Source organism: Priestia sp. P5_B4 (genome assembly GCF_056400385.1).
Genome location: NZ_JBFULJ010001321.1, coordinates 1 through 751, shown reverse-complemented (window position 1 = coordinate 751; position 751 = coordinate 1). Strand labels below are relative to the sequence as shown.

Below are 751 nucleotides of genomic sequence, written 5' to 3'. Positions count from 1 at the left end.
AGAAGGAGTGAAATGAAACACATGAACAGTGAAGTGAAAGAAGAACGAACTTCAAATAAAAACAGAATAGACTTATTTTTAGTTCCCATTGTTTTAATTGCAGCATTTTTGAACTTATTTAAAATTTGGACAGATGAATACGCCAACGCTTATTACACGGCAGCTGTCAAAAGTATGCTTCAAAGTTTTCATAATTTCTTTTATGCATCTTTTGATCCAGGAGGCTATGTAACGATTGATAAGCCCCCGGTTGTATTTTGGATTCAGACAATTAGTGCCAAAATATTTGGATTTCACGGATGGAGCGTCATTCTACCGCAAGCATTAGCAGGCATCGGTTCAGTCCTTTTACTATACGTACTCGTAAAACGTACGTTTGGCGTATGGGCTGGGAGATTTGCTGCTCTTGCCATGGCTCTGACGCCAATTGTACCTGCGGTAAGCCGAACAAATAATATCGATAGTATGCTTGTATTTACATTATTAGTAGCAACGTGGATGTTATTTCGTGCTGTGCGTACGGCTAAATTTGGCTGGGTGTTAGCAGCTTTTGCGATGATTGGTGTTGCATTTAATATGAAAATGCTTCAAGCATACATGRTTTTACCAGCATTTTATGTTTTCTATGTAGTGGCAACCAAAATCACTTGGAAAAAGAAAATTGCTTTTTTAACAACAGCGACTGTACTAATGCTCGCGGTTTCTGTCTCATGGGCAGTTGTAGTGGATTCAACTTCTGCTGATAAGCGAC

Annotated in this window: 1 protein-coding gene; it reads left to right on the top strand. The window is 38.8% G+C overall.

Translation table 11 applies throughout. From position 1 onward, the window contains the following. Nucleotides 1-12: 12 nt before the first annotated feature. Nucleotides 13-751 (top strand): glycosyltransferase family 39 protein (locus AC1DRF_RS30735; protein ID WP_477742665.1); only part of this gene is annotated, 739 nt, incomplete at its 3' end.